The sequence below is a fragment of the Orrella sp. JC864 genome (assembly GCF_037026685.1).
Lineage (GTDB): Bacteria > Pseudomonadota > Gammaproteobacteria > Burkholderiales > Burkholderiaceae_B > Orrella.
This window is the reverse complement of the sequence record NZ_JBANET010000026.1, coordinates 32,996-57,277: the sequence shown is the minus strand read 5'-3', so window position 1 is coordinate 57,277 and position 24,282 is coordinate 32,996. Positions and strand designations below refer to the sequence as shown.

Genomic DNA, 24,282 nt, shown 5'->3' with positions numbered 1-24,282 from the left:
AGCGTCATCAGCGTAGCGACCAGATCGCCTTTATCCCTTCCGCCCCGAGGCGTGCCAGCGGCTTCACACCCAACGCGTCCGCCCCAGCCTTGAAATCTTCGGGCCTGCCCCGCTGCCCCTACCCCTCATAAGCGGCGGTCGAATGTTCGTCAGGGGTTGCCTCGCGCAACCCCTGGCGAACGGCCCCGCAAGATCTTTCTCTTTTCAACCGGCGTGGGGCAAGCAGGCAAGAAGAACCAGGCTGCCGGCGGTGTTGCGATCACACGACTCAGCACGCCGGCCGTCAAGAAAGCCGCCCCGACCCAACAACCCAATGACCCACCACCCAGTCAACCTCCCACAGCCCCACGCTACTGCATCTCCACGCATGGGGAGAACTCGCCGGTCTGGGGGTCACGGATGAACAGCAGGCCCGTGGCCACGCCGAAGTAGGTGCCGTGCAGTTCCAGCTCGCCGGCCTCGACGCGACGCCGGATGCCGGGGAAGGTCATCAGGTTGCGCAGGCTGTGTTCGACCACGGCCAGTTCCAGGCGGCGCAGGTTGCTGGCGTCGTCCGGGCCCTTCAGGTCCAGGCGTTCGGCCGCCGGCTGGATCTGCGACATCCACTTGCCGATGAAATCGCCCGCCGACAGGGGCTTGGCGCTGTCGTAGAAGGACCGTATGCCGCCGCACGAGGCGTGGCCCAGGACGACGATGTGCTTGACCTGCAGGCCGTTGACCGCGAACTCGATGGCCGCGCTGGTGCCGTGGTACGAGTCGGTGTCCGGCTCGTAGGGCGGCACCAGGTTGGCCACGTTGCGCACCACGAACAGCTCGCCGGGGCCTGCGTCGAAGATCACTTCGGGCGAGACGCGCGAGTCGCAGCAGCCGATCACCAGGATCTCGGGCTGCTGGCCGCGCTCGGCCAGGTGGCGGTAGCGTTCACGTTCTTTCTCGAAGCGGCCTTGCAGGAAGGCCTGGTAGCCATCGGTCAGTCGTTGGGGAAACACGCCGGAAATTCCTTCTATGCTGCGGTTGTCGTCGAAAGCGCGCGGGAGCCGCCGGCCGCCTTCAGGCGCCCAGGTAGGCCTCCAGCACGCGAGGATGGTCGAGCAGTTCGCGGCCCGTGCCCGACAGGGCCATGCTGCCGTTCTCCAGCACGTAGCCGTGCTGGGCCACTCGGAGCGCCTGGCGCACGTTCTGTTCGACCAGGAACAGCGTCAGGCCGTCCTGGTTGATGGCGCGCAAGGAGCGGAAAATTTCCTGCACCACGATGGGCGCCAGGCCCATCGAAGGTTCGTCCAGCAGCAGCAGCCGCGGCTTGGCCATCAGCGCGCGGCCGATGGCCAGCATCTGCTGCTCGCCGCCCGAGAGATTGCCGGCCAGGCCGTCCAGGCGCTCCTGCAGGCGCGGAAACAGGTTGAACACGTATTCGAGATCCTGCGCGGCGTCCTTCAGGCCCCGGCGGTAGGCGCCCAGCTCCAGGTTCTCGCGCACCGTCATGGTGGTCAGGATGGCGCGGCCCTCGGGCACCTGCACGATGCCGCGCGCCACGATCTCGCTGGGCGACAGGCGCGAGATGTCCTCGCCGTCGAAGCGGATCGTGCCGCGCGCCTTGGGCAGCAGGCCCGACAGCGCCAGCAGGGTGGTGGACTTGCCGGCGCCGTTGGCGCCCACCAGCGCGGTGATTTCGCCGGCGTTCAGGTCGATGTCGATGCCGCGCACGGCCTCGATGTGGCCGTAGTTGACTTCCAGCCCGCGGACTTCCAGCAAGGCGCTCATTGCGTTTCCTCTTCTTCCTCGCGGCCCAGGTAGGCTTCGATCACCTGTTCGTTGCTGCGGATCGCCTCGGGCGTGCCGCAGGCGATGATCTTGCCGAAATTGAGCACCGCGATGGTCTCGCACAGCCCCATCACGAAGCGCATGTCGTGCTCGATCATGAGGATGGTATAGCCGCGGTCGCGGATGGCGACGATCTCGCGCATCAGCTCGGCCCGCTCGCTGGTGTTCATGCCGGCCACCGGCTCGTCCAGCAGCAGCAGGCGCGGTTCGGTGGCCAGCGCGCGCGCCAGCTCCAGCCGGCGCTGCTCGCCGTAGGACAGGTTGTCGGCCAGGTCGTGCGCCTTGTGTTCGAGCTTCATCCAGGACAGCAGCTCGAGCGCGCGCTCGCGGGCGCGCCGCTCGTGTTCGCGGTAGCGCGGCAGCGACAGCAGCAGGCTGGCGTAGCCATAGTCCATGTGGCGGTACGCGCCCACCACGACGTTCTCGAGCAGCGTCATCTCCTTGAACAGGCGGATGTTCTGGAAGGTGCGCGCGATGCCGGTGCGGGTGATCTCGTGCGGACGCTTGCGCAGGATGCTGCGGCCCTCGAACTCGATGCTGCCGCCCGAGGGCGGCAGCAACCCCGTGATCAGGTTGAACACCGTGGTCTTGCCCGCGCCGTTCGGCCCGATCAGGCCGTAGATCGCGCCTTGCGGCACCGAGACGTTGACGTCCTGCAGCACGTGCAGGCCGCCGAAGCTCTTGGAAATGTTCTTCAGCTCAAGCATGGCGGCGGCCCCCCTTCTTGCCCATCCAGCGCGCGTAGCGGTGCGGGTCCCAGATGCCTTGCGGCAGGAACAGCACGATCAGCACCAGAATCAGCCCGTTGACCACCAGGCGGAAGTCGGCAAAGCCGCGCAGCACTTCCGGCAGCAGCGTGATGATGAAGGCGCCCAGCACCGGGCCGGCCAGGCTGTTGATGCCGCCCAGGATGGCCATCGTAAGGATCTCCACGCCGCGGTCAAAGCCGTATTCGCTCGGGCCGATGAAGAAGGTCAGGTGCGCGTTCAGGCCGCCGGCCAGCCCGGCGATCACCGCGCCGGCCACGAAGGCCAGCGTCTTGGCCGAGCGCACGTCGATGCCCATCAGGCCCGCGGCGGTCTCGTCGCCGCGGATGGCGTCGAAGGCGCGGCCGACCTTGGAGCGGCGCACCCGCCACAGCACGAACAGCACCACCGCCAGCGCCAGCACGACGTGCCACCACTGGGTGAGCTGCGGGATGCCGTTCAGGCCCAGGGCGCCGCCCGTCCAGGACTCGGTGTTCAGGATGGTGATGCGCACGACCTCGCCGAATCCCAGCGTGGCCATGGCCAGGTAGACGCCCGACAGGCGCAGGGTGGGCAGCGCGATGATGCCCGCCACCAGCGCGGGCGTGACCATGCCGCAGGCCAGCGCCAGGGGGAAGGACACCTCGTAGTTCAGCGTGAGAATCGAGGCGGTATAGGCCCCGATACCCATGAAGGCGGCGTTGGCCATGGCCAGCATGCCGCAGGAAAGCGTCAGCCAGATGGACAGCGCCAGCAGGGAATTGGTGCCCAGCGACAGGATGAGGTTGCCGTAGATGGCCCAGAAGCTATCGAAATCCATGTTGCGTCAGGCCTTGCGTTGGACGACTTTGCCGAACAGCCCCTGGGGCCGGACCAGCAGGATGAGGAACAGCAGGCCGAAGGCCACGGCGTCGCGCATGGTCGAGCCGATGTAGGCCACCGACAGCACTTCGGCAAAGCCCAGGAACAGCCCGCCGAGCATGGCGCCGCGGATGTCGCCCATGCCGCCCAGGATGATGACCGCGATGCCCTTGTGCAGCATGGGCTGGCCCATCAGCGGGAACAGCGCGTTCGAGTACAGGCCGATCAGCACGCCGGCCACCCCGCCCAGCGCCGCCGCGAAGAACGAGGTGGTCAGGAACAGGCGCTCGACGTTGATGCCCAGCAGCCAGGCGGCCTTGGGCGACTCGGCGATGGCGCGCAGCGCGCGGCCGAACTGAGTGCGGCGCATGATGACCATCAGCACCGCCATCAGCACGAAGGAGACCAGGATGATGCCCAGTTCGATGGCCGTGACGTGCAGGTGGCCGATCTCGATGGCCTGTTCGGGAACGGTTCCGTGCGGAAAGCGCAGGTTGTTGGCGCCGAAGATGCCCTGCACGGTGTTGTTCAGGATGATGCCCACGCCGATGGTGGCGATCATCGGGATCAGGTGCGGGGCATTGCGGCGGCGCAGCGGCTTGAGCACCAGGAAGTCGATCAGCGCCCCGACCGCGCCGGCCACCAGGAAGGCGGCCACCAGGCCGGCCCACAGCGGCAGCTCGAGATAGGCGATGACGGTCAGCGCCGCGTAGGCCCCCACCATGAAGACCGCGCCATGGGCCAGGTTGATCACCCCCAGCACGCCGAAGACCAGCGTGAATCCGAGCGCGAACAGCGCGTACACGCAGCCCAGCGCCATGGCGTTGATAAGTTGTTGTTCCAGCATGATGGGTTCGTTCCAAATCAAAACGCCTTGCGAACGCGCGCGTCGTTCGCAAGGCGCCGTTGCCGCCTAGGGGGCGGCAACGGTTCCTTTTGCCGCCGGGCCGACCCACGGCAAAAGCTGCCCTGGGGGCAGCGAGCCGTTAGGCGCAGCGTGGGGGCGTTTTACTCCACGATGGCGTACTTGCCGTCCTTGGTCACGCTCACGATGGGGGCCTGGTCGGCGTCGTAGCCGGCCGGCTTGCCATTGCGGCCCATGGCCTGGCGGAACTTGAAGGGACCGGTCGCCCCCGTCCATTGGACGTCGGGCAAGGCATCGCGCAGCGCGGTGCGGTCGGCTGCCAGGTCGCCGCTGAGCTTGACCTTCTTGAGCGCCTCGACGACGATGTAGAAGGCATCATAGGCCTGGGCGGCGAACTGGTCCGGCGCGCCATTGTACTTGGCCCGGTAGGCTTCGATGAACCGGGTGTTCTCCGGCGAGGGGTTCTCGATCGACCAGGGGCTGCCGATCCACAGGTTGTCCGAGGCGTTGCCCGTTGCCAGGTCGAAGATCTTGACCGAGTTCATGCCGTTGCCGCCGATCACCGGCACGTTCAGCCCCACTTGGCGGGCCTGCACCATGATGGGCGCGCCTTCGGCCAGCAGCGCCGAGAGCACCAGCGCGTCGGGGTTGGTGCCGCGGATCTTGGTCAGCTGCGCCTTGAAGTCCACGTCGCCCTTGGCGAAGGTCTCGGTGGTGGTGATGGGGATCTGCTGGTCGTCCAGCGCCTTCTTGAAGTTGTCGTAGCCGCTCTTGGTGAAGACGTCGTCGTTGCCGTAGAGCACCGCCACGTTCTTCAGGCCGGTCTTTTCCTTGACCTTCTGGATGGTGGCCGGCAGCACGTCGGCCTCGGTGACCGAGTTGCGGAAGATGTAGTCGCCGATCGATGTGATGCCGTCGGCGGTATTGGAGGTGCCGAAGGCCACGGTCTTGAACCGCTGCGCGATCGGGTGCGCCGCCTGCGCCGAGTTCGACAGCGTGGGGCCGAAGACCATCAGGACGCGGTCCTTGTTGATCAGCTTGTTGAAGACGTTGATCGCCTCTTCCTTGCGGCCCTGCTCGTCCTCGATGACCAGCACCAGCTTGTTGCCGTTCACGCCGCCGGCGGCGTTGACTTCTTCCGCGGCCAGCTGGAAGCCGTTGCGGATCGAGATGCCGTACTGGGCGGCGCCGCCGGACAGCGCCTCGGCCACGCCGATCTTGATGTCGGCGGCGTAGGCGGCCGGAAGCAGGCTTGCGGCAAGCAGCGCGGCTGCCGCGTTCTTGAGATGAAATTTCATGATTGACACCACCCTTTGGTCTCTTGTCTGTCACGGCGCTGTCTGCCGACGGCCGCGTCCCGGGTGCGTCTAGGGCGCGGGCGGGCGGCCGGTTCGGGCGCCAAGCGTGCAATATTACCTTTTTTGTTTCCGATCGAAACCCGCTGCCAGGCTTGCGCCATGCGGGTTTACGAGAGGCCGCGGCGTGCGCCCGCGTCCGCGCCGGGGTAGTTGCGGGCATAGACCTGCGGCCCCATGGCCTGGATCTGCCCCTGGACCAGGGCCTCGAAGGGCCGCAGCAGCGCATCGTGGCGGGCCGGCGCGTCCAGCACGTCCAGCGCGCGGGCCACCGCCTCCACGGTGGACAGGGCCTGGGGGCCGGGCGCCTTGCGCACCCGGTAGCCGCCGGGCGGGCCGGCCGGCAGGGCCAGGCGGGGCAGCGCGGCCAGCGCGGGGTTATGGTGGATCAGGCTGCGCGCATGGCGCCAGGTGGCGTCGGGCACCACCAGCAGCAGTTCGCCGGGCGGCGGCAGCGTGCCGGCCGCAAGCGGCAGGGCCTGCGGACCGGGAAAAAGCAGGGCCGGCGCCAGGCCCGGTCGCAGCCACAGGGCCGGGTCAAAGCGCAGGCCGCATTCGAGCCTGGCCTGTTGCAGGCCCAGCGCCGCCAGACGCCCGGTGTTCAGCGCATGGCGGCGTTCCTGCGGATGCTGCAGGATCAGCACCGGCGTGCGGTTGGCCAGGGACGGCAGCAGCGGGCACAGGCAGTGCGCGCCGGGGCGCAGGCAGCGGGCGCAGCGTGCGCGCCCGCCGGTTTCATCGGGGCAGCGCAAGCTCGAATACCGTGCCCGTGCGCGCGTCCGAGCGGGCGGTGACCTTGCCGCCGTGCGCATCGACGAACTGCTTGACGATGTACAGCCCCAGTCCCAGGCCCTCGCGCGAGAGCCCGTCCACGCCTGCGCGGAAAGGCTCGAACAGGTGCGGCATGTGCGATTCGGGAATCACGCCCTGGTTCTGCACGATGATGGTGATGCGTTCGGGCCGCCCGCCGTCCACGCACAGCTGCACGGGATGGCCCGGCTCGCCGTGCTGCAGTGCGTTGCCCACCAGGTTGGAGATCACCTGCGAGAGGCGGTCCACGTCCGCCCGGCCCCGCACGTCGTCGCGCACTTCCAGCTGCACCTGGCGGTCGGGCGAGGCGCTGACCAGTTCGTCGACGATGCCCCGGCACAGCTCGGCGTAGTCGGTCTGCTGCAGCCGCAGCGCCAGGCCGTTCGAGCGGATGCGCGCGACGTCCAGCAATTGGTCGACCATGCGCGCCATGCGCTGGGCGCTGGCCTCCATGCGCTGGGCGATCGACTGGACCTTGGCATCGTCGGACAGGCGGCGCAGCAGGCCGGCGCCGCTGGTGATGGCCGACAGCGGGTTGCGCAGGTCGTGGCCCAGCACGGCGGCGAACATCTCGTTGATGTGCAGCGATTGCTGCAAGGCCTCCAGCTGCGAGGCCAGCTGCTTGCGCTGGGTATAGAGCTCGACGAAGACGTTGACCTTCGAGAGCAGCACCTGGCGGTCGATGGGCTTGTACAGGAAGTCCACCGCGCCGGCCTCGTAGCCGCGAAAGCTGGTCTGCTGCTCGCGCGAGGCGGCGGTCAGGAAAATCAGCGGCGTGTTGCGGGTGCGGTCGCTGCCGCGGATGAGATTGGCCAGCTCGAAACCGTCCATGCCCGGCATTTGCACGTCGATCAGCGCCAGGGCGACTTCGTGCGTGAGCAGCAGCTCGAGCGCCGCGGTGCCCGAGTCGGCCTTGAGCACCGTGATGTCGGGGCGCGCCAGCAGGGCCTCGATGGCGGTGAGGTTCTGCGCCACGTCGTCCACGACCAGTACGTTGATTTTCATAGTTTTCACAGGGTCTACGCTAGAGCAAAGAAGGGGGATCGTCCGCCAACCGGGCCAGGCCGGCGGCCATTTCCCGCAGGGTCAGGATGCGGTCGGCGCCGGCCAGCTCGATCGCTGCGCGCGGCATTACCGCGGCGCTGGCCTCGTCCGGGTCCTGCACCCAGGCCATGCCGCCTTGCCGGCGGATGCAGGCCAGCCCTTGCGCGCCGTCGGCGCTGGCGCCGGTCAGCACGATGCCCAGCGTCCGCTCGCCGTAGGCGCAGGCGGCCGATTCCATCAGCAGGTCGATGGATGGGCGGGAATGGTTGACCGGTTCGTCGCAGGACAGCGCAAAGCTGCGGTCCGGCTCGATCAGCATATGATAGTTCGGAGCGGCGAAATAGACGTGGCCGGGCTCGACGGCCTCCTTGTCCTCCACTTCCTTGATGGGCAGCGCGCAGCGGGTCTCGTAGAGTTCGGCCAGCAGGCTGGCGCGGTCGGGCGGGATATGCAGCACGATGGCGACCGCCGCCGGAAACCCTGCCGGCAGCCCCGCCAGCAGCACGCCCAGCGCCTCGACACCGCCGGCCGAGGCGCCCATGGCCACCAGCTCGATGCCCGCGGCCGCGCGGGCTGGCCTGGCTTCGCGCTGCGCGCTCCGGCCTTCGCGCTGGGGGCGGTCGGGCGCGCTCATAGCCGCTGGTATACCTTCTGGCCGGCCCGCAACTCGACGTAGCGTTCGGCCAGGGCGGTAAAGCGCAGGCTCTCCTTGCTGCCCAGCCCCAGGAAGCCGCGATGCACCAGGGCTTCGTCGAACAGCGTCACCGCCCGGTCCTGCAGCTCGCGGTTGAAGTAGATCAGCACGTTGCGGCAGGAAACCAGGTGCACCTCGGAGAACACGCTGTCGGTGGCCAGGCTGTGGTCGGCGAACACGATGTTCTTGCGCAGCGAGCGGCTGAAGATCGCATCTTCGGCGTCGGCGATGTAGTAGTCCGCCAGCGAGCCGGTGCCGCCAGCCTCGTGATAGTTGGCGCTGAACTGCGCCATGCGGCTGAGCGGATAGATGCCCGACTCGGCGGCCTTGAGGGCCTCGGGGTTGATGTCCGTGGCGTAGATGATGGCGCGGTCCAGCAGCCCTTCCTCCAGCAGCAGGATGGCCAGCGACCAGACTTCCTCGCCGCTGCTGCACCCGGCCACCCACACCTTGATCGACGGGTAGGTGCGCAGCACCGGCACGATCTCCTCGCGCAGGGTACGGAAATAGGCCGGGTCGCGGAACATCTCGCTGACCTGCACGGTGAAATACTGCAACATCTGGGCGAACACGGCCGGCTCGTGCAGCACCTTGTGCTGCAGGTGCGAGACCGACTCGCACTCGAAGCGCTCCATGGCCTGCTGGATGCGCCGGCGCATCGAGGCGATGGAGTAATTGCGAAAGTCGTGCTGGTAGCGCAGGTACACGCCTTCCAGCAGCAGCTTGAGCTCGATGTCGAAGACCGGCTTCATGGCGGCGGCGCTTTACTTGGGCATCCAGACGCGGCACAGCGAAACCAGCTTGTCCACGTCGATGGGCTTGGCGATGTAGTCGTTGGCGCCGGCCTCCAGGCAGCTGCGGCGGTCGTCGGGCATGGCCTTGGCGGTCAGCGCGATGATGGGCAGCTTGGACAGCTCGGGGCGGCGGCGCATGGCGCGCGTGGCGGTCAGTCCGTCCATCTCGGGCATCATCAGGTCCATCAGCACCAGGTCCAGGTCCGGGTCCTTCTCGACCTGTTCCAGCGCCTCGCGGCCGTTGCGCGCGATCACCAGCTTGGCGCCCAGCGGCTCCAGGATGCTCGAGAGCGCGAAGATGTTGCGCACGTCGTCCTCCACCAGCAGGATCCGGCGGTTCTCGAATACCGTATCGCGCTGGCGGGCCTGCTGCAGGAGTTGGCGCTGGTCGGCCGGCAGCGAGGACTCGACCCGGTGCAGGAACAGCGTCACTTCGTCCAGCAGCCGCTCGGGCGACTTGGCGCCCTTGATGATGATGGACTTGGAGTAGCGCCGCAGCTTCTGCTCTTCGGCGCGGGTCAGGTGGCGGCCGGTGTACACGATGACCGGCGGGAAGGAGTACTTCTGGCCCGCGGCCATCTGTTCGAGCAGCTCGTAGCCCGAGGCGTCCGGCAGCATCAGGTCCATCACCATGCAGTCGAAGGTGTTGGCGGCCACGTGGTGCAGCGCCTCGGCGACCGTGCCGGCGGTGGTGATCTCGATATCGTCGGCCTGCAGCAGCAGGCCGATGTTCTCGCGCAGGGTCGCATCGTCCTCGACCACCAGGATGCGGCGCGGACGCGCCTGCAGCTTTTCCTCGACCTTGCGAAAGGCGCTGACCAGCTCCTCGCGCGCCACGGGCTTGAGGGCGTAGCCCACCGCGCCCAGTTCCAGCGCCGTCTGGGTGTGGTCGCTGACCGACAGCACGTGGATGGGCACGTGGCGCGTGGCCGGATCGCGCTTGAGCTGCTCCAGGATGGACAGGCCCGACTGGTCCGGCAGCCCCACGTCCAGCAGGATGCCGTGCGGCTGGTTCTCGCGCGCCAGGCGGATGGCCTGCTCGCCGCTGCTGGCATGGATGCAGTCGAAACCCAGCTCGTGGGCCAGCTCGTACAGCACCGAGGCGAAATGTTCGTCGTCCTCCACCACCAGGATCAGCCTGTCGCGGTGGCGCCGGCCGCGGTCGTCGTCGATGGTGGCCGGCGCGTGCGGCTGCCCTGGCGCCGGTCCGGCCGGGGCGGCGCCGGCCTGGCGTGCGGCGGGCCGCGCTCCCGCAGCCGCCCGGGACGGGCGGCCCGCCGGCTCGGCCGCCTGCACGGCCGGCACTTCGTCCTGCCTGGGCGCGCGTGCGACGGTGTTCAGGTCGATGGCCACCTCGGCGGTGAAGGTGCTGCCTACGCCCGGGGCGCTTTCGACGTGGATTTCGCCGCCCAGCAGGCGGGTCAGCTCGCGCGAGATCGACAGGCCCAGCCCGGTGCCGCCGTACTTGCGGCTGGTGGTGCCGTCGGCCTGGCGGAACGCCTCGAAGATGACGTCCTGCTGGGCCGGCGGGATGCCGATGCCGGTATCGCGCACGGCGAAGGCGACGCGGTCCCCGGCGCTGCGCGAGACCTCCAGCCTGACGCTGCCCCGGTCGGTGAACTTGAAGGCGTTGGACAGCAGGTTCTTGAGCACCTGCTGCAGGCGCACGTGGTCGGTCACCAGCGAGGCGGGCGTGCCCGGCTGGATGTGCACCTCGAATGCCACCTGCTTTTCGGCGGCGATCGGTTCGAACTGCTGCTTGACCGGCTCGATCAGCCCGGCGATGGTGGCCGGCGCCGGATCGATCTCGACGTGGCCGACCTCGATCTTGGACAGGTCCAGGATGTCGTTGATCAGCGCCAGCAGGTCGTTGTTGGCGTCGTGGATGGTCTTGGCGTACTTGCGGGCCTGCTCGGGCGGCAGCTCGGCCGCGCGCGGCTCGGACAGGATCTGCGAGAGGATCAGCGAACTGTTCAGCGGCGTGCGCAGTTCGTGCGACATATTGGCCAGGAACTCGGACTTGTACCGGTTGGCGCGCGACAGCTCGCTGGCGTTGATCTCCAGCGCGCGCTGCGCATCGAGCAGCTCGCGCTTCTGGCGCTCCAGGCGCTGGGTCTGCTCCTCTAGCTGCACGTTGGTCTGCTCCAGCTCGGCCTGCTGGTTCTCCAGGCGCGCCTGCGACTCGCGCAGCACGCGGCTCTGTTCCTCCAGCTCTTCGTTGGAGACGCGCAGTTCTTCCTGCTGCGCCTGCAGCTCCTCGCTCTGGCGCTGGGTTTCCTCCAGCAGCTCCTTCAGGTGCTCGCGGTAGGCGGCCGAGCGCAGCGAGGTCGCCACGTTCTCGGACACCTGGCGGATCAGCTCCAGCTCGTCCTCGAACCGGCCCCGCGGGCGCAGGTAGCCCAGCTCGATCACCCCGGCCAGCCGGCCTTCGCTCAGGATGGGCGCGATCAGCAGGCTGCCCACCTTGGCGCTGCCGACGGCGGAGCTGGCGCGCAGGTAGTCCTCGGGCAGGTCGGTGACGACGATGGGGGTGGGCTGGCGCGCCACCTCGGCGGTCAGGCCCACGGCGCCGCGCGCCTCGTCCGGCGTGCAGCCGTAATGGCCGATGGCTTGCAGGCCCTTGCGGTCCACGCGGTGCAGCACGCCCACCTGCGCGTCGGTGTAGCGGGCCAGGGCCTGCAGCGCGTTGTTGCCGATCTCCTCGACCTTCTGCTCGCCGAACAGGCTGGTGCCCACGGCGTTCTCGCCTTCCTGCAGCCACAGTATGCGCGCGATGCGGTTGCGCTCGACGATGACCTGGCGGGCCATATAGGCCACGCCGATGATCGTCAGGATGCCGAAGCTGCGGTTCATCGCGGGCACCAGGGGCAGTGCTTGCCCCTCGCGCATGCCCAGCACGTAGCCGGCCGCCATCAGGCTCGCCTGGACCAGCGCCAGGCCCACCGGCAGGTTGCGGTTGCTCTGCATCGAGGTCAGCGCCAGCGGAATGATGTAGAACACCCATACCTGGATGCCCAGGCGCGTCAGCGTGTCGGTCAGGAACACCGCCGCGGTGATCAGTACGATGGCGACATGGATGGCGGTGATCCGCTTGGACTGTACGAGCATGGTCGGTCGTCTCTGGTGTGCAAGCCGGGCGGGGCGGGCGCGAAAAGGCAGGGGCGCGCTGTCCTCGCGCAAGGCGGGCCGGGGCAATGGGAGCACGGCGATGTTACTTTATTCGTCCCCGATTTCGGGACAGATAAGGGCGCTTTGGTAGCAATTGGACACGTGTGGCCGCGTTTTGGCAGCCCGAGCCATCGGCTAGCAGATTATTGCAATCGGATATATGGCGCGCCGCCGCGCTGCCGCCATAATGTGGGGACTGGCTCGTGCCTGGGCACGCGCCGATCACGTTCTAGGGAGGCCTCATGTCACGGATGCTGGGACGCATCGCCAGGGCCCGGGCGATTGCCTTGTTCGCAGCCGCGCGCGCGAGCGACTACGCCGAGCTGCTCAAGCTGGAAATCGTGCAATACCGCAAGGCGCTGGTGCGCAGCCTGGTGGGCTGCATCGCGCTGGCCTTTTGCGGGCTGGTGACGGCCTCCTTCGTATCGGTGGCGGTCATCGTCACCTATTGGGAGACGGCCATGCGGGTGCAGGTGGCCTGGCTGGTGGCCGGGGCCTGGTTCCTGCTTTCGCTGGTGGCGCTGTGGCTGGCGCGCGCCGTGCTCAAGGAGCAGCCGCCCTTTGCCGCGCTGGGCGAGCAGTTGCAACTGGACCTGCAGGCGATCCGCGACGAGGAGCAGCGATGAGCGACCCACAGGAAGCAGAACGCCTTGCGCTGCTCGAGCGCATGGCAGCCGACCGCAGCCGCCTGCGCGCCTATCGGTACGAGCCGCCGCCGCTGCCGCCCGATGGGGCGCTGGCGCTCTATGGCCTGGGCGCGGCGCTGGCCGCGCTGGCGGCCTGGCGCTATCGTTTCGTACGTTCCGTGCTGGGCATGGCGCTACCGGTTATCTTGCGCGACCGTGTGCGTCCCTGGCTCGCAACGCGTTATGCATCGCTCGCGCAATCAAGCAAGGAGAGTGAAACCATGGGTATTTTTGCACGCACCGAACGCGACCTGGACCGTGGTATCCAGGACGCCAAGGAAACGGGCCGCCGCGCCAGCCGCGAGCTGCGCGCCACGGGGCGCCAGGTCCAGGACGACCTGAAGAGCAACTACCAGAACCTGCTCAGCGACCTGGAAGAGACGCTGCGCAGCGGCGCCGACACCGACATCGAGGCGCTGCGCACCCGCCTGAACGCGCAGATCGAGAAGGCCCGCCAGTCGCTGGACGAGGCGGCGGGCATCGCCAGCGGTTTCGTGCACGAAGCGGTCGATACCGCAGAAGACCACATCCGTTCGCGCCCCCTGCAGTCGGTGGGCACGGTGGCCGGCATCGCCTTCCTGCTGGGCCTGCTCGTAGGCCGGCGGTAGGCCCGCCCGAGGCGCTGGCGCGCCTCCTCCCAGGAGGCGGCGCCGGCCTTAGGCCATCACCGCCGCCATCGCCTCGGCGGTCTTGTCGACGTTGTGGCGGTTCAGTCCGGCCACGCAGATGCGGCCCGAGCGCACCAGGTAGACGCCGTGCGCCTCGCGCAGGGCATCGACCTGGGCGGGGGACAGGCCGGTGTAGCTGAACATGCCGCGCTGCTCGGTGAAGTAGCCGAAGTCGCGGTCCGGCAGCCGCCGGGACAGGCCCTCGCGCAGGGCCGCGCGCATGGCCTGGATGCGCGTGCGCATCTGCCCCAGTTCGTCGGCCCATTGCCGGCGCAGCCCGGCATCGAGCAGCACCCGCGCCACGATCTGGCTGCCGTGGGCCGGCGGGCTGGAATAATTGCGCCGCACCGTGGCCTTCATCTGGCCCAGCACGCGCGCGGCTTCGTCCTGGTCGGCGCACACCACGCTCAGCGCCCCGCAACGCTCGCCGTACAGCGAGAAGCTCTTGCTGAACGAACTGGCCACGAAAAAGGACAGGCCGGCCTCGGCCATGGCGCGCAGCGCATGCGTGTCCTCGTCCAGGCCGTTGCCAAAGCCCTGGTAGGCGATATCCACGTAGGCAATGAGTTCGCGCGTGCGCAGCACCGGGATCAGCTGCGCCCATTGCGCGGCAGAGAGGTCCGCGCCGGTGGGGTTGTGGCAGCAGGCATGCAGCAGCACGATGCTGCGCCGGGGCAGGGCCTCGATGGCCGCCAGCATGGCGGGAAAGTCCACGCCGCCGGTGGCCGGGTCGAAGTACGGATAGGTGTGCACCGCGAAGCCCGCGCCCTCGAACATGGCGCGGTGGTTGTCCCACGTGGGATCGCTGACCCAGACCTGCGAGTCGCCGAAATAGCGCTTGAGGAAATCGCCGCCCACCTTCAGGCCGCCGGAGCCGCCGATGGTCTGCAGCGTGGCGATCCGGCCGCTGGTCACGGCTTCGTGGCCCGCGCCGAAGAGCAGCTGCTGCACGGCCTGCCGGTAGTTGGCGGCGCCTTCCATCGGCAGGTAGGGGCGCGGGCCGATCTCGCGCAGCATGTCCGATTCGGCCTGGCGCGCCGCCGCCATGACCGGCAGGCGGCCGGCGTCGTCGAAGTACATGCCGATGCTCAGGTTCACCTTGTCCTGGCGCGGGTCCTTCTGGAAATCTTCGTTCAGGGTCAGGATGGGGTCGCCGGCATAGGCGTCGATGTGCTCGAACATGAAGGTCTCTGCGAATAAAGGGCGGCACCCGGCCGCAAGGGATGGGTGATTGTATCGGGGCCGGGCGGCCGGTGCGCGCCGGCCGCGTCAGGGTGGTGCCCGATGCACGCCTTTGGTGCCGCATGCCCCGGGCCATGCGCCGGATGCCGGCGCGGGCCCGGCATGCCTTGGTGGCCGTGCGCCCGCGCTGACCGCCGTGGCGGGGCAGGCATGGCAATTGCTTCTGGCTGGAGGACGACTTGTATACAACAAGGAATCCAAGGCCTGGGGCCGGCGGATTCCTTGTCTGCCCGGCGGGCAGCCAACCCAGGAGCGAGCCTCGTGTTCCAGACCGTCCTCATCGCCAACCGCGGCGAAATCGCCGTGCGCGCCATCCGCACCCTCAAGCGCCTGGGGGTGCGCAGCGTGGCCGTCTATTCCGACCCGGACCGCAACGCGGCGCACGTGCGGCAGGCCGATACGGCCGTGGCGCTGGGCGGCGAGAAAGCCGCCGACAGCTATCTTTGCATCGACAAGCTGCTTGCCGCCGCGCGCCAGAGCGGTGCGCAGGCCATCTATCCGGGCTACGGCTTCCTGTCCGAAAGCGCCGAATTCGCCCAGGCCTGCGAGCAGGCCGGCATCGCCTTCGTCGGCCCCACGCCCGGCCAGATGCGCGAATTCGGCCTGAAGCACCGCGCCCGCGAGCTGGCCGCGGCGGCCGGCGTGCCCATGACGCCGGGCACCGGCCTGCTGGCCGATGCCGGGCAGGCCATCGCCCAGGCCCAGGCCATCGGCTATCCGGTCATGCTCAAAAGCACCGCGGGCGGCGGCGGCATCGGCCTGACGCGCTGCGACGACGCCCAGTCGCTGCGCCGCGCCTTCGAGACCGTGCAGCGCATGGGCAAGCAGTTCTTCAGCGACGGCGGCGCCTTCATCGAGCGCTACGTGCAGGACGCGCGCCATGTGGAAGTGCAGATATTCGGCGACGGCCGGGGCAAGGTGGTGGCCCTGGGCGAGCGCGACTGCTCGGTGCAGCGGCGCAACCAGAAGGTCATCGAGGAGACGCCCGCGCCCGGCCTGCCCGAGGCCACGCGCCGGGCCCTGCACGAGGCCGCCGTGCGGCTGGGCGAGTCGGTGTCCTACCGTTCGGCCGGTACGGTCGAGTTCATCTACGACGCCGCGCGCGACGCGTTCTATTTCCTGGAGGTCAACACGCGGCTGCAGGTCGAGCATCCGGTGACCGAGGCGGTGACGGGGCTGGACCTGATCGAGTGCATGCTGCGCGTGGCCGCCGGCGATGCGCTGGACTGGGACGCCCTGGCGCGCCCGCCGCAGGGCGCGGCCATCGAAGTGCGCCTGTACGCCGAGGATCCGGTGCGCCAGTTCCAGCCTTCGCCGGGCGTGCTGACCGACGTGTTCTTTCCGGACGGCGTGCGGGTCGACGGCTGGGTGTCCACCGGCACCGAAGTGCCGTCCTTCTACGATCCCATGCTGGCCAAGCTGATCGTGCACGGCCAGGACCGGGCGCAGGCCCTGCAGCGGCTGTCGCAGGCGCTGGGCGCCACGCGGCTGGCCGGCATCGCCACCAACCTGGACTACCTGCGCCAGGTCGTGGCCGATCCGCGCTTCGTGCGCGCCGAGCTGTCCACCCGCTTCCTGGATGATTTCGTGTTCCGCCCGCACGCCGTCGAAGTGGTGCAGCCGGGCACCTACACCAGCGTGCAGGACTACCCCGGCCGGCTGGGCTACTGGCACATCGGCGTGCCGCCTTCCGGGCCCATGGACGACTATGCGTTCCGCCTGGCCAACCGCATCGTCGGCAATCATCCGGATGCCGCGGGACTGGAGGCCACGCTGGCCGGTCCCACGCTCAGGTTCCACGGCGAGGCGGTGATTGCGCTGACCGGCGGGGTGTGCCCGGCGACCCTGGACGGCGAGCCCGTGCCGTTCTGGCGGCCGGTCGGCGTGCGGGCTGGACAGGCGCTGGCGCTGGGCCGGGTCAGCGAAGGCTGCCGCACCTATCTGGCGGTACGCGGCGGCCTGGACGTGCCGCTGTACCTGGGCAGCCGGTCCACGTTCGCGCTGGGGCAGTTCGGCGGCCACGCCGGCCGCATCCTGCGGGCCGGCGACATGCTGGCGCTGGCCCAGCCGGGCCTGCCGGCCTCGCTCACGCCCGCGCCGGTGGCCGAGCCGGCTCCCGCGCCGCCCGAACTGGTGCCGGCCTACGGCAGCCATTGGGAAATCGGCGTGCTCTACGGCCCGCACGGCGCGCCGGATTTCTTCACGCCCGAGGCCATCGAGACCTTCTTCGACACCGATTGGGAAGTGCACTACAACTCCAACCGCCTGGGCGTGCGGCTGCTGGGTCCCAAGCCGACCTGGGCGCGCACCGACGGCGGCGAGGCCGGCCTGCATCCGTCCAACATCCACGATTGCGAATACGCCATCGGCAGCATCAACTTCACCGGCGACAGCCCCGTCATCCTGACGCGCGACGGCCCCAGCCTGGGCGGCTTCGTGTGCCCGGCCACCATCGCCAAGGCCGAGCTGTGGAAGGTCGGGCAGGTCAAGCCGGGCGACCGCATCCGCTTCAAGCGCATCGGCTACGACCAGGCGGTGGCCTTGCAGGCCGCGCAGGACCGGGCCATCGAGACGCTGGCCCCGGCCGCGCCGCCGATCGTGCAGGGCAAGGGCGCGGCCGGGGCCGCGGGGCTGTCCGAAACGGTGCTGGCCCACCTGCCGGCCGAAGGGTCGCGGCCGGCGGTGGCCTATCGCCAGGCGGGCGACGGCTACATCCTGCTGGAGTATGGCCAGAACGTGCTGGACCTGGCGCTGCGCATGCGCGTGCACCTGCTGATGCAGGCCCTGGAGGCGGCGGCCGTGCCCGGCGTGCAGGAGCTCTCGCCCGGCGTGCGCTCGCTGCAGATCCGCTACGACAGCCGCGTCATCGGGCAGGGCGAGCTGGTGCGGCGCCTGCTGCGGATCGAGCAGTCGCTGGCCGATGTCGATACCCTGAAGGTGCCCACGCGCGTGGTCCACCTGCCCATGGCCTTCGAGGACGAGGCCACGCTGGGCGCCGTGCAGCGCTACCGCGAGACGGTCCGGGCCAAGGCCCCCTGGCTGCCCAACAACATCGATTTCATCCAGCGCATCAACGGCCTGCCCGAGCGCGAGGACGTGCGCCGCGTGGTGTTCGAGGCCAGCTACATGGTGCTGGGGCTGGGCGACGTCTACCTGGGCGCGCCCTGCGCCGTGCCGGTGGACCCGCGCCACCGGCTGCTCACCTCCAAGTACAACCCGGCGCGCACCTTCACGGCCGAAGGCACGGTGGGGATAGGCGGGGTGTACATGTGCATCTACGGCATGGATTCGCCCGGCGGCTACCAGCTGGTGGGCCGCACCCTGCCGATCTGGAACAAGTTCCTGGACAATTCCGTCTTCGAGGACGGCAAGCCCTGGCTGCTGCGCTTTTTCGACCAGGTGCGCTTCTATCCGGTCAGCCAGCGCGAGCTGGACGTGCTGCGCGAGGATTTCCGCGCCGGCCGCGCCGGGGTGCGCATCGAAGAAGAGGTCTTCGATTTCGCCCAGTACCGCCGCTTCCTGCAGGAAAACGCGCAAAGCATCGAGGCCTTCGCGCGCCGCCAGCAGGTCGCCTACCAGGCCGAGGTGGCGCTGTGGCAGGCCGACGAGGCGGCCTTGCCCGTCGAGCCGCCGCCCGAGCAGGCCGCGCCGCCGGAAACGGTCCAGGGCCATGCCGTGCAGGCCGATATGTGCGGCAGCGTCTGGAAGGTGGTGGTCGAGCCGGGCCAGGCGGTCAAGGCCGGCGATACGCTGGTCGTGATCGAGGCCATGAAGATGGAGCTGGCGGTGACCGCGCCGGTCGACGGGGTGGTCGCCGCGCTGCGCTGCGCGCCCGGCAAGGCCGTGGTCACGGGCGATACGCTGGCCGTGCTCGCCGAGCCGGCCGGGCCGTCCCGCGCAGGCTGGACTCTGTCCCAGTGGCAGCAGGCCTACCGCAGCGGCAAGCTCGAACTGGACAGCGTGCTGGCCGATTACGCCCAGGCCGCCGGTCAGGCCGACCCGGCCTTCATCCACCGCCCCGACGCCGCCGCGCTGGCCGAGCAGGCCCGGGAGCTGGCGCAACGGGTGCAGGCCAGCGGCCAGGGCATCGAGGCCTTCCCGCTCTATGGCATCCCCTTCGTCGTCAAGGACAACATCGACGTGGCCGGCTGGCCCACTACCGCCGCCTGCCCGGCCTACGCCTATACGGCGCAGGAGGATGCCGAGGTGGTGCGCCGCCTGAAGCAGGCCGGCGCCATCGTGGTCGGCAAGGCCAACCTGGACCAGTTCGCCACGGGCCTGGTCGGCACGCGCTCGCCGCACGGGCCGGTGCCCAACAGTTTCGATGCCCGCTACGTCAGCGGCGGCTCCAGTTCCGGTTCGGCCAGCGTGGTGGCGCGCGGCCTGGTGCCTTTCTCGCTGGGCACCGACACCGCGGGCTCGGGCCGCGTGCCGGCCGCCTTCAACAACATCGTCGGGCTCAAGCCCACGCTGGGCTGGTTCAGCGGCCGCGGCGCGGTGCCGGCCTGCCGCACCCTGGACTGCATCAGCGTATTCGCGCTGACGGTGCAGGACGCCCAACTGGTGGCCCATCTGGCCGGCGGCTACGATGCCGCCGACCCGTACAGCCGGGCGCGTCCGGCCGCGCCGGTTGCCGTCATGCCGGCCTTGCCGCGCATCGCGGTGCCGTCCCAATGCGAATTCTTCGGCGACGAGCTGGCGCGCGCGCATTTCGAGCGGGCGCTCCAGGCGCTGCGCGAACTGGGCGCGAAGGTGGTGCCCATCGATTTTGCGCCGTTTGCCGAACTGGCCGAACTGCTTTACCAGGGGCCCTGGGTGGCCGAGCGCCATACCGTGGTGCAGGCCGTGCTGGAGCGCGACCCGCAGGCCGTGGACCCGGTGGTGCGAGGCATCGTCGAGCAGGCCTCGCGCTATAGCGCGACCGACGCGTTCCGCGCCGAATACCGCCGGGCCGAGCTGACGCGCGCCATCCACCAGCGCCTGGCGCAGGTGGATGCCCTGATGGTGCCGACCACGCCGTCGATCTACACCATCGAAGCCTTGCGCAAGGAGCCGGTGCTGCTCAATTCGCGCCTGGGCATCTACACCAACTTCACCAACCTGGCCGACCTGTCGGCCCTGGCGGTGCCGGCCGGGCTGCGCGAGGACGGCTTGCCCGCGGGCGTGACCTTCATCGCGCCGGCCTGGCACGACGATGCGCTGGCCGAGCTGGGCCGGCGCTGGCAGCGCGCCTTCGACCTGCCGCCCGGCGTGGCGGCGCGGGCCGGCGCTGCCAGGCCAGGCGCCATACGCGTGGCCGTGGTCGGCGCGCACCTGCGCGGCATGCCCCTTAACCACCAGCTGACTTCCCGCAATGCGGTTTTCGTGGAGCAATGCCGCAGCGCCTGCGATTACCGCCTGTATGCGCTGCCCGGCACCGTGCCGCCCAAGCCGGGCCTGGCCCGCATGCCGGTCGGCGCCTGCATCGAGCTGGAGCTGTGGGACGTGCCGGCCGAGGCTTTTGGCTCCTTCGTGGCCGAGATCCCGGCGCCGCTGGGCATCGGCACCATCACCCTGGAGGACGGGCGCGAGGTCAAGGGCTTCATCTGCGAGCCGCGCGGCCTGGAGGGCGCCGCCGACATCACCGAATTCGGCGGTTGGCGGGCTTACCTCGCCAGCCGCCCGCCGGCGCAGGCCGAGCCGCGCCGGGTCCAGGCGGCCGCCCACGACCCGGCCGCGGCCCGGCCGCAGGTGCAGGCATGAGGCAGGGCCGGGCGGCGCGCCCCGATACCCTGGCCGACCAGGTCTATGCCCAGCTCAAGGACGACCTGTTCGGCTACCGGCTGCTGCCCGGCGACCGCTTTACCGAGGCCGACGTCGTGACCCGCACGGGCGCGAGCCGCACGCCGGTGCGCCAGGCCTTGTACCGGCTCGAACGCGAAGGCTTCGTCATGGTGCACCTGCGCAACGGCTGGCAGGTCAAGCCGTTCGATTTCCAGCATTTCGACGCCCTGTACGACGTGCGCATCGTGCTGGAGCTGGCCGCGGTCGAGCGCCTGTGCGCGCGGGCCGATACCGAGCCGCCCCAGGCCCTGCGCGAGCTGGCCGGGTTCTGGCTGGTGCCCGAGGCCGAGCGGCTGGCCGACGGCCCCACGGTGTCGCGGCACGACGAGGCCTTCCATTGCGAGCTGGTATCGGCCGCCGGCAATCCCGAGATGGCCCGCATGCACATGGAGGTCACCGAGAAGATACGCATCCTGCGCCGGCTGGACTTCACCCAGGGCGCGCGCGTGACCGCCACCTACGACGAGCACGCCGCCATCCTGCGGGCGCTGCTCATGCGCCGCGCCGACGAAGCCAGGCGCATGCTCAAGGCGCATATCGAACTGAGCCGCGCCGAAGTGCAGAAGATCACGCTGCATATGCTGCACACCTCGCGCAGCGCCTGGTAGGGCAGGGCGCCGGCGGATGCGCAGCCCCGCCGTGCATCCGCCGGCAGGCTTGCGGGGCGGCTCGCTAGCGCGAGGCCACCACCAGCACTTCGGCCGCGCGCGGGCTGACGCTGCGCATGCGGTGATGCAAGGTGGCGTCGAAATACACCGAGTCGCCGGTTTCCAGCCGCAGGCTGCGGCTGCCCACCACCATCTCGACCGCCCCCGAGAGCACCAGCACGAACTCCTCGCCGGCATGCGGCGAGGCGGCCTGGCGCGCGGGAAAGTCGCGCGGCGGCACGACCAGCACCGGCTGCATGGACCGCACCCGGCGCTTGCCGGCCAGGGCCTGGTAGGAATAGCCCAGCGCCGTGCCCAGGCGCACCAGCGGCTTGCGTTCGTGGGCGCGCACCACGCTGACGACTTCGTCCAGGCCTTCCGGCCCGCTGCCGGTCAACTGGTCGGGCGTCAGCCCATAGGCGGCCGCCAGCTTGCCGGCGCTGGCCTCGGACGGCCGGCTCAGGCCGCGCTCGAGCTTGGACAGGTAGCTGCGCGTCAGGCCGGTGCGCTGGGCCAGTCCGGCCAGCGACAGCTGGTGCTGGCGGCGCAGGGTTTTCAGGCGGAAGGGCAGGTCTATCACGATAGCCAACTATCCCCCGCAGGACACACTGTGTCAACCAGGGCCGCCAGGACGCGCCGATGGGCCATACAGTGCGGGATGCGCCGTCCGGCAGGCGCGCGGCGCGGCCGGACCGGCACCGCGCCCGCAGCCGCACCTATGGAGACCCGCCTTGGACCCGACCTGGATCTGGATACCCGCCACCTTGCTGGCCGCCGCCGCGCAAGCCGGCCGCAATGCCGTGCAGCGCAGCCTGACCGCCCAGCTGGGCACGCTGGGGGCCACCCAGGTGCGTTTTCTCTACGGCTTTCCGTTTGCCCTGCTGTTCCTGGGCCTGGCTATCGCCGGCACGGGCGCAGCGCCGCCGGCGCTGAACCTGGGCTTTCTGGCCTATGTGGCCGGCGGCGCGGTGTGCCAGATCGCGGCCACCGCCCTGATGCTGGCGGCCATGCGCGAGCGCGCCTTCGTCGTCGTGACCGCCTGGACCAAGACCGAACCCATCCAGGTCGCGCTGTTCGCCTTCGTGGTGCTGGGCGACCCCCTGAGCCTGGGGGCGGCGGCGGCCATCGTGGTGGCCACGGTGGGCGTGGTGCTGCTGTCGGTCAAGCCCGGCACGCCCCTGCTGCAGGATGGCGGCTTGCGGCCTGTGCTGTTCGGCCTGGTCTCGGGCGCATTCTTTGCCTTGTCGGCCGTGGGCTTTCGCGGGGCCATGCTGCAGGCGCCCGGCGCGCCGTTCATCGTCCTGGCCAGCTGGACGCTGGCCTGGTCGCTGTTCATGCAGGCCGTGATGCTGATGGGCTGGATGCTGCTGCGCGATCGCGAGCTGCTGCGCAATTGCCTGAAGGCCTGGCGGGTGTCGATCCTGGGAGGCCTGCTGGGCGCCTCGGCCTCGCAAGGCTGGTTCGTGGGCTTTTCGCTGACCGCCGCCGCCAATGTGCGCACGCTGGGGCTGGTGGAGGTGCTTTTTGCGCACTGGCTCTCGGGCAAGGTCTTTGCCCAGGCATCTACCGGCCGCGACAAGCTGGGCATCCTGCTGGTGGTTGCCGGCGCGGCGCTGCTGATCTGGCTGATGCCGCCGGCCTGAGCCCCCCGGGCGCGGCGGACAAGGCGGCAGTGCCCGGGGGGGCGGGCGGGGGCCGGCCGGCGCGCCGGCCCGCAAGGCCTAGAGCAGCTGCAGCCGCTTGCCCGCCGTCTCGGCGGCGGGGCTGGAGGGGTAGTTCTGCACGATGCGCTGCAGCGTCGCCTTGGCGCCGGCGCGGTCGTTCAGCTCGATCTGGCTGCCGGCCACCACCAGCAGCGCATCGGGCGCGCGCGCATTGTCCGGCGCCTGCTGCACCATGGCCTGCAGGTCGGCGATGGCGGTCTTGTAGTCTTTCAGCGCGTAGCGGCTGCTGCCCAGGTAGAAGCGGGCGGTCGGCACCAGCGCGCTGTCGGGATACAGGGTGGTGAAGGCGCTCAAGGCCTCGGCGGCTTCCTTGTATTGCCCCTGGCGGAACAGGTCGATCGCGCCGTCGTAGGCGGCTTGCTCCTGCGGGTCGGCGGCGGCTTCCTCGCCCGAGGGCCCCTGGCCCGAGGGCGAGACCGGCGTGGGCCGCGAAGCCTGCTCGACCTGGTCGCGCAGCCGCATCACCTCGAGCTGCAGCGCGTCGATCTGGTCGGCCAGCTGGAAGCGCGCCCGCTGGTTCTGCTCGGTAATCTGCTTGATCTGCTCGCGCAGTTCGAGAATGGCGCGACGGGCCTGGTCATCGGAGAAGGCGTGTGCGGGCGGCGCGGCCAGGGCGCAGGCAGCGGCGCCGGCGGCCAGCACGCTACGCGACAGTCGGGAAGGGAAAAAGCGCATAGGTCTGAAGATCCAAGATTTTTGCCCAGTGGCGGCCCGGCGGCGGACAAGGTCCTAGAAAAGAAAAAGCCCGGTACGCCTGCGAACTGCTCAGGAAGTACCGGGCATCATGCCACAAAGCGGCTTAGCGGCGATACACGAAATCCGCGCGGCGGTTTTCAGCGTAGTCGGCTTCGGTGTTGCCCAGGGCCCTGGGCTTTTCCTTGCCGAAGCTGATCGTCTCGATCTGGGCGTCGCTCACGCCCAGCAGCGTGAGCGTGCGGCGCACGGCATCGGCACGGCGCTGGCCCAGGGCCAGGTTGTACTCGGCGCCGCCGCGCGCGTCGGTGTGGCCTTCGATCGTGACGCGCTGCTGCGTGTTGCCGGTGAGATACCGCGCGTGATTCTCGATCACGGGGCGGAACTCTTCCTTGACCGTGTAGCTGTCGTAGTCGAAGTAAACCGAACGCTGCTGAGCCAGCACGCTCTGGGGGTTGAAGGGGTCCAGGATCTGGCCGGAGGATGCCCCGGTCGTTCCCATACCGGCGGTGCCGCCGCCACTACCGGCGCCGGCTTGATCGTCCAGGTCCACGGAGCTGCAGGCGGCCAGGCTGGACGCCAGAGCAACGACGGTAAGGCTTTTGGCAATGCGCGATCTCATGATTTTCCTTTAGAAGAGA

Annotated in this window: 20 protein-coding genes; 5 read left to right on the top strand and 15 right to left on the bottom strand. The window is 69.5% G+C overall.

Annotation, left to right across the window (positions count from 1 at the left end):
- Positions 1-350 precede the first annotated feature (350 nt).
- The 11 genes from V8Z80_RS18800 to V8Z80_RS18750 all read right to left on the bottom strand — a co-directional run bounded on the left by V8Z80_RS18800 (position 351) and on the right by V8Z80_RS18750 (position 12,098).
- Positions 351-989: a carbonic anhydrase gene (locus tag V8Z80_RS18800; protein WP_336063089.1), complete on the bottom strand. Its 639-nt coding sequence runs from the start codon at positions 987-989 to the stop codon at positions 351-353.
- Positions 990-1,050: 61 nt separating this feature from the next.
- Complete coding sequence (locus tag V8Z80_RS18795; protein WP_155196370.1) at positions 1,051-1,761, bottom strand: ABC transporter ATP-binding protein; 711 nt, start codon at positions 1,759-1,761, stop codon at positions 1,051-1,053.
- Positions 1,758-2,528, bottom strand: coding sequence for an ABC transporter ATP-binding protein (locus V8Z80_RS18790; RefSeq protein WP_155196371.1), 771 nt, complete (start codon positions 2,526-2,528; stop codon positions 1,758-1,760). Before V8Z80_RS18790 ends, V8Z80_RS18795 begins: the two co-directional genes overlap by 4 nt.
- The gene (locus V8Z80_RS18785; protein WP_155196372.1) at positions 2,521-3,387 is read right to left on the bottom strand and encodes a branched-chain amino acid ABC transporter permease; all 867 of its coding nucleotides are present in this window, start codon (positions 3,385-3,387) and stop codon (positions 2,521-2,523) included. The genes V8Z80_RS18790 and V8Z80_RS18785 overlap by 8 nt, the downstream gene beginning before the upstream one ends.
- 6 nt (positions 3,388-3,393) lie before the next feature.
- Positions 3,394-4,275: a branched-chain amino acid ABC transporter permease gene (locus V8Z80_RS18780; RefSeq protein WP_155196373.1), complete on the bottom strand. Its 882-nt coding sequence runs from the start codon at positions 4,273-4,275 to the stop codon at positions 3,394-3,396.
- Between the two features lie 161 nt (positions 4,276-4,436).
- On the bottom strand, positions 4,437-5,591 hold the full coding sequence (locus V8Z80_RS18775) for an ABC transporter substrate-binding protein (protein ID WP_155196374.1): 1,155 nt from the start codon (positions 5,589-5,591) through the stop codon (positions 4,437-4,439).
- A 167-nt stretch (positions 5,592-5,758) separates the two neighbouring features.
- Positions 5,759-6,400, bottom strand: coding sequence for a tRNA-uridine aminocarboxypropyltransferase (locus tag V8Z80_RS18770; RefSeq protein WP_336063088.1), 642 nt, complete (start codon positions 6,398-6,400; stop codon positions 5,759-5,761).
- On the bottom strand, positions 6,384-7,463 hold the full coding sequence (locus tag V8Z80_RS18765) for a hybrid sensor histidine kinase/response regulator (protein ID WP_155196376.1): 1,080 nt from the start codon (positions 7,461-7,463) through the stop codon (positions 6,384-6,386). The genes V8Z80_RS18770 and V8Z80_RS18765 overlap by 17 nt, the downstream gene beginning before the upstream one ends.
- Positions 7,464-7,482: 19 nt before the next feature.
- Positions 7,483-8,136, bottom strand: coding sequence for a chemotaxis protein CheB (locus tag V8Z80_RS18760; RefSeq protein WP_155196377.1), 654 nt, complete (start codon positions 8,134-8,136; stop codon positions 7,483-7,485).
- Positions 8,133-8,948, bottom strand: a complete 816-nt coding sequence (locus tag V8Z80_RS18755; RefSeq protein ID WP_155196378.1) for a CheR family methyltransferase — start codon at positions 8,946-8,948, stop codon at positions 8,133-8,135. The genes V8Z80_RS18760 and V8Z80_RS18755 overlap by 4 nt, the downstream gene beginning before the upstream one ends.
- A gap of 12 nt (positions 8,949-8,960) precedes the next feature.
- Positions 8,961-12,098, bottom strand: a complete 3,138-nt coding sequence (locus tag V8Z80_RS18750) for a response regulator (RefSeq protein WP_336063087.1) — start codon at positions 12,096-12,098, stop codon at positions 8,961-8,963.
- A gap of 302 nt (positions 12,099-12,400) precedes the next feature.
- Here V8Z80_RS18750 and V8Z80_RS18745 point away from each other — a divergent pair, with 302 nt between their 5' ends.
- Both V8Z80_RS18745 and V8Z80_RS18740 read left to right on the top strand, forming a co-directional pair.
- Complete coding sequence (locus V8Z80_RS18745; RefSeq protein ID WP_155196380.1) at positions 12,401-12,784, top strand: phage holin family protein; 384 nt, start codon at positions 12,401-12,403, stop codon at positions 12,782-12,784.
- The gene (locus tag V8Z80_RS18740) at positions 12,781-13,452 is read left to right on the top strand and encodes a DUF883 family protein (RefSeq protein ID WP_155196381.1); all 672 of its coding nucleotides are present in this window, start codon (positions 12,781-12,783) and stop codon (positions 13,450-13,452) included. The genes V8Z80_RS18745 and V8Z80_RS18740 overlap by 4 nt, the downstream gene beginning before the upstream one ends.
- 48 nt (positions 13,453-13,500) lie before the next feature.
- Here V8Z80_RS18740 and V8Z80_RS18735 read toward each other — a convergent pair whose 3' ends face one another.
- The gene (locus V8Z80_RS18735) at positions 13,501-14,694 is read right to left on the bottom strand and encodes an amino acid aminotransferase (RefSeq protein ID WP_336063086.1); all 1,194 of its coding nucleotides are present in this window, start codon (positions 14,692-14,694) and stop codon (positions 13,501-13,503) included.
- A 321-nt stretch (positions 14,695-15,015) separates the two neighbouring features.
- Here V8Z80_RS18735 and uca point away from each other — a divergent pair, with 321 nt between their 5' ends.
- Both uca and V8Z80_RS18725 read left to right on the top strand, forming a co-directional pair.
- Positions 15,016-20,496, top strand: coding sequence for an urea carboxylase (gene uca / locus V8Z80_RS18730; RefSeq protein WP_336063085.1), 5,481 nt, complete (start codon positions 15,016-15,018; stop codon positions 20,494-20,496).
- Positions 20,493-21,185: a GntR family transcriptional regulator gene (locus V8Z80_RS18725; RefSeq protein ID WP_155196383.1), complete on the top strand. Its 693-nt coding sequence runs from the start codon at positions 20,493-20,495 to the stop codon at positions 21,183-21,185. The genes uca and V8Z80_RS18725 overlap by 4 nt, the downstream gene beginning before the upstream one ends.
- Before the next feature lie 64 nt (positions 21,186-21,249).
- Here the strand turns inward: V8Z80_RS18725 and V8Z80_RS18720 are convergent, their stop codons facing one another.
- Positions 21,250-21,804, bottom strand: a complete 555-nt coding sequence (locus tag V8Z80_RS18720; RefSeq protein WP_336063092.1) for a helix-turn-helix domain-containing protein — start codon at positions 21,802-21,804, stop codon at positions 21,250-21,252.
- 151 nt (positions 21,805-21,955) lie between these two features.
- Between V8Z80_RS18720 and V8Z80_RS18715 the strand changes: the two genes are divergently transcribed.
- Entirely contained in the window at positions 21,956-22,867 is a 912-nt protein-coding gene (locus V8Z80_RS18715) for an EamA/RhaT family transporter (protein WP_155196385.1), read from the top strand.
- A gap of 78 nt (positions 22,868-22,945) precedes the next feature.
- Here the strand turns inward: V8Z80_RS18715 and ybgF are convergent, their stop codons facing one another.
- Positions 22,946-23,623, bottom strand: a complete 678-nt coding sequence (gene ybgF / locus V8Z80_RS18710; protein WP_155196386.1) for a tol-pal system protein YbgF — start codon at positions 23,621-23,623, stop codon at positions 22,946-22,948.
- Positions 23,624-23,747: 124 nt separating this feature from the next.
- On the bottom strand, positions 23,748-24,263 hold the full coding sequence (gene pal, locus V8Z80_RS18705; protein ID WP_155196387.1) for a peptidoglycan-associated lipoprotein Pal: 516 nt from the start codon (positions 24,261-24,263) through the stop codon (positions 23,748-23,750).
- Between the last annotated feature and the right edge of the window lie 19 nt (positions 24,264-24,282).